Below are 8,351 nucleotides of genomic sequence, written 5' to 3'. Positions count from 1 at the left end.
GAACTATTAATTATTGATCAATTCCCAATGCCCAATGCCCCATGACTAATGACTAATGACAAATAACTAATGACTAATGACAAATTTATTATGAATAAAATTGCTTATCTTCAATGTCCGACAGGAATTTCTGGTGATATGTGCCTGGGTGCTTTGGTAAGTTTGGGTGTTTCTGTGGAGTATTTAATTGAAAAACTTAATGGGTTGGGTATTGAACAGGAATATCAGTTAAGGGCAGAACTTGTCCAACGGAATGGTCAACAGGCAACTAAAGTCCATGTGGATTTAGTACACGATCGCGAACACAGTCACCATCACACACGCCACTTGCCAGAAATAGAGCAGATGATTCTCAAAGCGGGGTTGCCATCAAGGGCAGAAGCTTGGAGTTTAGCGGTATTTCGACAGCTAGCGGTGGCAGAAGGGGCGGTGCATGGAATTTCACCTGAAAAAGTTCATTTTCATGAGGTTGGTGCTATAGATGCGATCGTAGATATTGTGGGTACTTGCCTGGGGTTGGATTGGTTGGGGATTGCCAGCAATGATGAAGGATTGCCCCTACTTTACTGCTCGGCGTTTCCGACTGGTGGCGGCACTGTTCGGGCTGCACATGGTCAGATGGCAGTACCAGTCCCAGCGGTATTAAAGCTGTGGGAAATGCGGGGTTGTCCAGTTTATAGCAATGGTATTGACAGAGAATTAGTAACGCCAACAGGAGCCGCGATCGCCACTACTTTGGTAAGAGATTTTGGTTCACCACCTGCGATCGCTATCAAGCAGATAGGACTGGGAGCGGGAACCATAAATTTACCCATTCCCAATATTTTACGCCTTTGGTTGGGTGAAAGCGCAAGTTTACAGTCAAATTTCAGTGATTCTGAAGAAACTAGCTCAAATTTGGAAACCATCTCTATATTAGAAACCCAAATTGATGATTTAAGTCCACAAGCGATTGGCTATACGTTTGAGGCGTTGTTTGCTGCTGGTGCGCTGGATGTTTTTACCCAAACGATCGGTATGAAAAAGTCCCGTCCGGGGATTTTGTTGACTGTGATTTGTCATCCAGAAAATTTACTCAGTTGTGAAGCTGTCATATTCCGCGAAACTACAACTTTAGGCATTCGGCGAACAACTCAGCAACGCGCCATTTTACAACGGGAAATTCAACAAGTAGAAACGGAATATGGCAAGGTGCGCGTCAAGATAGCATGGAAAGGGCAATCACCAGAAAAAGTTATTGCAAATGTGCAGCCAGAATATGAAGATTGTGCAGACTTAGCCCGAAAGCATAATATTCCCTGGCGCGAAATTCAGCGGTTGGCGCTACAGCGTTGGTATTTGGTCAATGCCTGATTTAATTCCTCGTTTCTCGTTCCCAGTCGGAGACTGGGAACGAGGAATTTGACTAAGTTAGAGCTTTCATCAAATATTGTGTCAATGTAAACGCATCTACACCTAATTCGGTACGCTCTTGGGCTGCTAAAATAGCTGCTTGCGAATGCCACCAAGCGGCAGTTGCCACAATCTCTTCTACGGGAATCTGTTTAGTGGCTGCTTGCGCTAAAAGTCCACCCAGTAGCCCAGTTAACACGTCGCCGCTACCGCCACGCGCTAAGGCGGGTGTGCTTTTAGGAACGATCCAAACAGCACCTTGAGGGTTTGCGATCGCAGTTCTTGCCCCTTTTAACAACACTACTGCGCCACTTTGCGCGGCTGCTTCTTGTACTGCTTTCACTCTGTCATGTTTGGCATCGGCGACATCAGGAAACAATCGCTCAAATTCGCCAGTGTGGGGAGTGAGTACGGTTACTGCTTGGCGTTTTTTTAATGTAGCGATCGCTCCCATTTGTGCCAAGATATTTAAACCATCGGCATCGAGCAGCAGAGGGCGATCGCTGTTGATCGCTTCTTGTACAATGGGAGTAGCATCTCGTGTTAAACCGGGGCCACAAGCGATCGCATTAAAGGAACTTAAATCGGTGTTTTGTGGTAATTGTAAGTGGGCGATGGCTCCGCCAACACCTTCGGTGAACGCTCCACTTTCCGTCTCTGGACAACCGACAATTAACGCTTCTGGCAAGTGTGACACCAAAAGAGATTTCAAGGATTCAGGTACGGCAATCGAAAGCATCCCGACACCACTAGCCCTAGCACCCAAACCAGTTAAAATTGCCCCACCTGCATAGCGCCGCGAACCGCAAATCAGCAGTAAATGTCCTTCCTTATATTTGTGAGTAACTGCTGGACGGGGTAAAGGTAAAGTAGCAAGTGCCTTTGCTCGTGTAATAAGTTTAATTTTAGGTGCATCTTTGAGAACAGCTTGCACATCAGCTAAAGGAATATCGAAATCGATTAACTCAGCTTTACCAAGATATTCCAACGCTCGATCTTGGAAGAAAGCGAGTTTCCATAAACCTAAGCAAAATGTGTGAGTGGCGCGAATGGCGGTTCCCAATACTTCGCCTGTGTCGGTATGTAAACCTGAAGGTAAATCGATACTATAAATCGGTATAGATAATTCATTTAGCTGATTAATTGCAGAGGCAATGGGATCGGTCAGGTTTCTTTCTAAACCAAACCCAAACAAGCCATCAATCAACAAATCAGAATCTGGCAGTTGTTCAATTGTTTGATAAATTGGAATGCCCAAACTCTGGGCATATTGCAAGTGCTGCGAAGTTAATTCTTTAAGTTTAGAAAAAGGAGAATAAATCCAAACCTGATACACGCGAAAGTATAATTCACGGGCTACGACTAAAGCATCGCCACCATTATGACCGGGGCCGACAAGAATTCCTACACGAGATCCCCTTAACAAAGGGGTGTTTGAAAGAATCTCTGGAATGCGACGAGCAATTAATCCCGCCACCTTTTCCATCAAAGCAACTACAGGCATTCCCGCTGCAAAGATCCGCTTTTCAATATCGCGCATCTGTCCAGCAGTCACTACCATTTGCGAAATTTGTTCTTGCCTATCTTGCATTAGTCCTGAGTGGTGAGTTATGAGTTTCAGGGTAACTGAAAGTTTAGCAAAATTGACTCATATTCCACTCAAAAAAGTTACAAACCGATTTCCACGTCTTCAAGGATGCCAAGTGCGTCGGGGATAAGGACAAAATCTGGATTAACCCCCATAGCTTTGTACAAAAACTACTCTCCATGAATAAAACTCAAGGTAATGTAGAACCGAGAAAACAAGGTGGGCAAAGCAAGTTTCACTAACTCATGTATTTGCTCAGGTGTTGGAACTTGCAGTAAATAGCACCAAATGCGGCTTTACCATTAGCATTCAAAATATTGGAACCACGCCTGATCGCATTCATCGGAGCAACAAGAATCTTTCCCTTGGTTTGCCCAAAAGTTTCAATATCTGTACGATTGAGCGCAACCTTATCAGGTGGTTTGACAAATTTCGCTAGCTCATCAAAGTCATCTTCTGTGTAAGTATCTGTATTGTCAGGGACTAGGTGATAAACAAAGTCCTGCATACTTCACCAGCAATTGCGAATTTCGTTTGCTGCCCAACGAGCTTGATCGTAGGAGTTGACTAGTAAAAGAAGGCGATCGCGATCGCTTCTCTCGCTTGCTGTTCTGGCATCAAAACAGCGTAGGCATTACCAACGTGAAAACTAGCAAATCTGAAAATAGAAGGTTTCAGAGATAGTCAGCAAATTATAACCACATTGACTACTAAAGTCAATAAGCGGCGAAAAGTTACATTTTTGACAAAATTTAGTTCAGATGTATTATTATCTATAGTTCAAACGTATTACCACTGAGTTATGACTGATTCTCCGCCAAGATCCTGGTTTGATTCCAAGACAATCTATGAACAAATCCAATACTACTTCCCAAAGTGCCAATCAAAAATACGTATTGCATCTGGCTATTTTACTGTAAACGGCTGGGATCAGATTCGGAATGTTGTAAAAGGAAAGTATGTTGATCTGTTGGTTGGAATTAACGAACGAACTCAAAGACAAGACGAAAGACACGCACAGCACCTTCTAATCCAAGAAATCAAGAAAGATTTAGCAACAGGATCATCACCAGGTAATCGCCGTCAAGCTGTAGCAGATTTAGTTGATAAAATTCGGACGGGTCAATTTCGGATTGTTGATGCACGCGCTAGGAAACATCATGCAAAACTTTACTTTGTTGACTGTAAGGTTGCATCATTACCTCAGCCAATTTAACTAAACATGGCTTAATGCAACAGGTTGAAGCTGGTAATCCACTGAGTCGGAAGAAAGAAATTGTAAAACTTGTCAAGAAATTTGATGGATATTTTGCTGAAGCAATAGATTTAACTCAGAGGCTACTTAAAGCTCTTGAAGATTGGTTGAAACTTGCTTCTCCGTGGGATATTTACCTCAAAACCTTACTTGCTTTTGAGGATGTAGAAATTGATAACAGATATACTCCGCCAACGAATTATCAAAGAGCAATGATTGCTGAAGCTTTACAGAAAATAAGCGATCACAGCGGAGTCATGTTGGTTGCTTCAACAGGACTTGGAAAGACCGTTGTTGCTACTCACCTCGCCTTGAAACTTTTTAGAGCAGATAAAATTATACATGTAATGATTATTGGTCCCAAATTAGTAAAAAGGCAATGGAAGTCTGAATTTATGGATGCGGGTATCCCTCAGACCTATATCGGCTATCAAGCTTTAGATAAAGAAGATCCAAGCCATGATCGTAATCTTGAACACTTTATCGAAATAGAAGAAAAAATAAATAAGCAATGGCTCATTATTATTGATGAATGCCATCTATTCCGAAATTGCCATGATAGTGCAGAAGGTCCTAGAAGGCGCTCATTCCAAAGATTGATTTCACGAATTAAAGAAAGTGGCTGCAAAGTCTTACTTCTTACTGGTTCACCTTATTCTAAAGATATTAGGAATCTCAATCACCAAATTTTGCTTCTACCTCACACTGCGGAAATTGAAACTTTTTCGGATAAACAAAACAAGAAAAATTTCAATTGGCATACAGATAGTATAAAAGGATTTATTAACTTGCCTGTTGTGTCTCAATTAACTACACCTTATGTTGCACAACAGTATGGACAGAAGCTGGAGAATGGCGTATTAATTGAGTTTGGACAGCAAAAGCGATATATTCCGCTTGTCAAGTTATATCGAGTTAATTTCCATCTATTCATGGAAAGCGAAATCTCTCAAGTTTTTAGGGATGGTTGCTTTACCGTTACAGATCCTCCAGAGTCACGCAAGTTTATAGAAACGCAAGCAGAAGTTGCCTGGGCCAGTTCACCGTGGGCACTTCGTGAAATTATCAAAAAAGTTATAAATACCCCAGGCAAGCGAAACTTGTCATATGATTTTGAGTTTGAAATGTCTCAATCTCAGCGCCGTGAAATATTAGAGCCGCTCCTAAGTCGATTAAACCAAATGCAGTTTACTGATGATCAGAAGCTTGCATCTCTATGTAGCTTTCTCCAAGAAGTTCACTCTAATAATAAAAAAGTTATCATTTTTTGTGAGCGTCGTGCAACAGTGGTTTATTTGGTGAGAGCCGTTAATGCTTTACTTCTCTATCTGAGAGTATTTGGCACAATCAAGCGCACAAGTAAGCAAGGAAAAAGTCAATACGTACCTAAAAGTGAGCGAGAGATTTTACAAGCAATTAAAAAGTTTGCCCCAGTCGCAAACCGAGCCGAAGGAAAGTACGAAGAGACTTACGATGTTTTTATTTCAACTGATGCTCATGGTGTTGGCATTAATTTACAAGATGCACCTGTAGTTATCAATTACGATCTAGCTTGGACAGCAATTGAGCCTACACAAAGAGCAGGTCGTGTTCTAAGACCCTGGATTGAACCGCGCACTGTAGAGCTTTACACTTTTGTTCCACCGCTAGAAGGTGATGCTTTACGAGATTTAGGCATTGCAAAACGTTATAGTAACCTGGCAAATCGCCACAGTCAATCTCAAGAAATTATGGAGCTTCCTGTTCTCTCTATAAATGAAAAAGAAGAAGTTAATTTTTTCAACAATGCATCCAAAGTAACAATTCAATCAGGTGTACTTGATTTAGAGGCTTTAGTCGATGATAATATATCGCCATTTTATCACCATGTATCTAAGCTATATAATAACCGCGACTACGCCCGTAATATTCGTGACGATATTATTAGTGCAAAAATTTATTCAGGGCGAACAATTTTGATTTATGTCTTGTTTAAACACGAAGATGAATACAAATGGGCTGTTTATGAACCTAAGTCAAAAAGCTTGCGGAACATATTACGTAATCAATTACTTGATTTGCTTGAATGTGAGGAACATACTGAGCGTGCCCTTGTTAATGCTGATGAAATTGAAGAACTTAGCTATGCTTGCATAAAAGAGTGGTCTAAACAAAATAATGCTAATTTAGATGATGTTGTTAGAGAATGTGCAATGTATCTCAAACCAGCACATCAACCTGATGATGTTGAAAGTTTAGCTAGATACTAGTACGTTATATCATACTAGCTAGAAGTGCCACCTGCTGAGTTGTTTAGATCCTCACAAGAGGATCAACTGGATACACCTGAAGCGATCGCTATTCAATTACGGGCTGACAAAAATCTTGATCCGGCGATCGCTAATGCTTTAGCATCTTTAGTTAAAGCAGCATATCGCGATCTGTCTCAAAATGATGGCGAATTAAAGCAAGATCCCTAAAGATATGTCACTAATTCAAAGTCTATCGTCTGAATTTAGGCAACACTGTGAAGCGATCACTACTGAACAACGAAGCTTACTTCGAGTGCGATTGTTTGAGCCATTACCCGCAGACACTCTAGAAGCAAAGTTAGGAGCAACACTTTTTACACCCGATCGGATTCCAAATTTAGAGTCAGAGCAAGTAGCAGTATTACTTGCTAGCGATGGATGGTCAGGATCAATTGTAGGCGATCGCACACGCTGGATTACAAAGCTATGGTGCAATTTCGCAGCAATGTGACTAATGTGCCTGTGAAATGCTTATAAGGTTTCAAGACAGATAATTATAGGAAAATCCCAAAAGGGCTGAAAAAAGTTTCTTCTCCTACTCCTCACTTGCTTTTTCAAGCTAGTAGTAAAAAAGTATTGCGATCACTTTGGCTGAAAGCTAGATAACATTAGATTCGGCGGGTTTACTGTTCGGGAGTGCCAAAATGTCTAAACAGCTGGGTCAAAAAATTGCACCTACACCGATATCAAATGATATCAGTGTAGTGGATTTGATCGATCAATACTTCACCGCTTACAACTCAGCGCGGTTGCGGGAAATCTGCCAACTACTGAGTCGCGATGTACTAACCGAAAATGTCACGGTGGGAGTTAGCCTTTCCGGTGCGATGACGCCAGCAGGATTTGGGGTTTCAGCGCTTGCACCCTTAATTCGCAACGGCTTTATTGACTGGATGATTAGCACTGGTGCAAATCTTTATCACGATATGCACTACGGTTTGGGTTTTGAACTCTTTGCTGGTAATCCGTTTTTGGATGATGTGAAACTGCGCCAAGAAGGCACAATCCGCATTTATGACATTATTTTTGGTTACGATGTGCTGCTAGAAACTGATGCGTTTATCCGCAAGATTCTCCAAGGAGAAGCGTTTCAGAAGCGAATGGGAACGGCTGAGTTTCACCATTTATTAGGTAAATATGTCCGAGAAGTAGAAAAGCAATTGGGTGTGCAGCATTCTTGCTTGCTAGCTACAGCTTATGAATATGGCGTACCGATTTATACGTCTTCTCCAGGCGATAGCTCAATTGGAATGAACGTGGCGGCTTTAGCATTAGAAGGTTCGCAGCTGGTGATTGATCCATCAATTGACGTGAATGAGACAGCCGCGATCGCATATAATGCCCGTGAATCAGGAGGCAAAAGTGCGGCTGTAATTCTTGGTGGCGGTAGTCCTAAAAACTTTTTGCTACAAACCCAACCGCAACTTCACGAGGTTCTGGGATTGGAAGAACGAGGACACGATTACTTTGTGCAATTTACCGATGCGCGTCCAGATACAGGCGGTTTATCTGGAGCAACCCCATCGGAAGCTGTCAGCTGGGGTAAAATTGACCCGGATGAGTTACCTAACACAATCGTTTGTTATACCGATAGCACGATCGCTCTACCACTCGTGACAGCGTATGTTCTTAACAAATGCCAACCTCGTCCCCTAAAGCGTATATACGACAGGCGAGAAGCCATTTTAGATAAACTGCAAAAAGATTATCTAGCAGCCAAAACCCAACCATCAGATCAAGTTCCAGCAGCAGTTGCTGAAAGTGCTTCACAGCAAACAGCAACTTATCCCTGTGGACGGCTGATTCCGAATACTCACTAGGGGAT

At 42.1% G+C, this 8,351-nt stretch carries 8 protein-coding genes; 6 read left to right on the top strand and 2 right to left on the bottom strand.

Going from position 1 to position 8,351, the window contains the following annotated elements; translation table 11 throughout:
* Positions 1-90: 90 nt before the first annotated feature.
* Positions 91-1,353, top strand: a complete 1,263-nt coding sequence (gene larC / locus IQ229_RS04785) for a nickel pincer cofactor biosynthesis protein LarC (RefSeq protein WP_194041754.1) — start codon at positions 91-93, stop codon at positions 1,351-1,353.
* 52 nt (positions 1,354-1,405) lie between these two features.
* Here the strand turns inward: larC and IQ229_RS04780 are convergent, their stop codons facing one another.
* Positions 1,406-2,983 (bottom strand): NAD(P)H-hydrate dehydratase, encoded by a 1,578-nt coding sequence (locus tag IQ229_RS04780; RefSeq protein ID WP_194041752.1) that lies wholly within the window; start codon positions 2,981-2,983, stop codon positions 1,406-1,408.
* A gap of 235 nt (positions 2,984-3,218) precedes the next feature.
* The gene (locus IQ229_RS04775) at positions 3,219-3,488 is read right to left on the bottom strand and encodes a hypothetical protein (RefSeq protein WP_194041750.1); all 270 of its coding nucleotides are present in this window, start codon (positions 3,486-3,488) and stop codon (positions 3,219-3,221) included.
* Positions 3,489-3,782: 294 nt separating this feature from the next.
* Between IQ229_RS04775 and IQ229_RS04770 the strand changes: the two genes are divergently transcribed.
* The 5 genes from IQ229_RS04770 to IQ229_RS04750 all read left to right on the top strand — a co-directional run bounded on the left by IQ229_RS04770 (position 3,783) and on the right by IQ229_RS04750 (position 8,346).
* Complete coding sequence (locus IQ229_RS04770) at positions 3,783-4,196, top strand: phospholipase D-like domain-containing protein (protein WP_194041747.1); 414 nt, start codon at positions 3,783-3,785, stop codon at positions 4,194-4,196.
* Between the two features lie 14 nt (positions 4,197-4,210).
* Positions 4,211-6,484 (top strand): helicase-related protein, encoded by a 2,274-nt coding sequence (locus IQ229_RS04765; protein WP_194041746.1) that lies wholly within the window; start codon positions 4,211-4,213, stop codon positions 6,482-6,484.
* 39 nt (positions 6,485-6,523) lie between these two features.
* On the top strand, positions 6,524-6,694 hold the full coding sequence (locus IQ229_RS04760) for a hypothetical protein (protein ID WP_228013137.1): 171 nt from the start codon (positions 6,524-6,526) through the stop codon (positions 6,692-6,694).
* 4 nt (positions 6,695-6,698) lie between these two features.
* Positions 6,699-6,977, top strand: a complete 279-nt coding sequence (locus tag IQ229_RS04755) for a hypothetical protein (protein ID WP_194041744.1) — start codon at positions 6,699-6,701, stop codon at positions 6,975-6,977.
* 193 nt (positions 6,978-7,170) lie between these two features.
* The gene (locus IQ229_RS04750) at positions 7,171-8,346 is read left to right on the top strand and encodes a homospermidine biosynthesis protein (RefSeq protein ID WP_194041742.1); all 1,176 of its coding nucleotides are present in this window, start codon (positions 7,171-7,173) and stop codon (positions 8,344-8,346) included.
* Positions 8,347-8,351: the final 5 nt, after the last annotated feature.

This window comes from Nostoc cf. edaphicum LEGE 07299, from assembly GCF_015207245.1.
GTDB classification, from domain to species: Bacteria; Cyanobacteriota; Cyanobacteriia; order Cyanobacteriales; family Nostocaceae; genus Nostoc; species Nostoc edaphicum_B.
Note: the sequence above shows the minus strand (reverse complement) of the source record. Positions and strands in the feature narration are given on the sequence as shown.

Excerpts from the sequence above, each read along its gene's own strand:
- IQ229_RS04780 (WP_194041752.1), bottom strand. The coding sequence starts at position 2,983 with ATGCAAGATAGGCAAGAACAAATTTCGCAAATGGTAGTGACTGCTGGA.
- IQ229_RS04750 (WP_194041742.1), top strand. The coding sequence starts at position 7,171 with ATGTCTAAACAGCTGGGTCAAAAAATTGCACCTACACCGATATCAAAT.
- larC (WP_194041754.1), top strand. The coding sequence starts at position 91 with ATGAATAAAATTGCTTATCTTCAATGTCCGACAGGAATTTCTGGTGAT.
- IQ229_RS04775 (WP_194041750.1), bottom strand. The coding sequence starts at position 3,488 with ATGCAGGACTTTGTTTATCACCTAGTCCCTGACAATACAGATACTTAC.
- IQ229_RS04755 (WP_194041744.1), top strand. The coding sequence starts at position 6,699 with ATGTCACTAATTCAAAGTCTATCGTCTGAATTTAGGCAACACTGTGAA.
- IQ229_RS04765 (WP_194041746.1), top strand. The coding sequence starts at position 4,211 with ATGCAACAGGTTGAAGCTGGTAATCCACTGAGTCGGAAGAAAGAAATT.
- IQ229_RS04770 (WP_194041747.1), top strand. The coding sequence starts at position 3,783 with ATGACTGATTCTCCGCCAAGATCCTGGTTTGATTCCAAGACAATCTAT.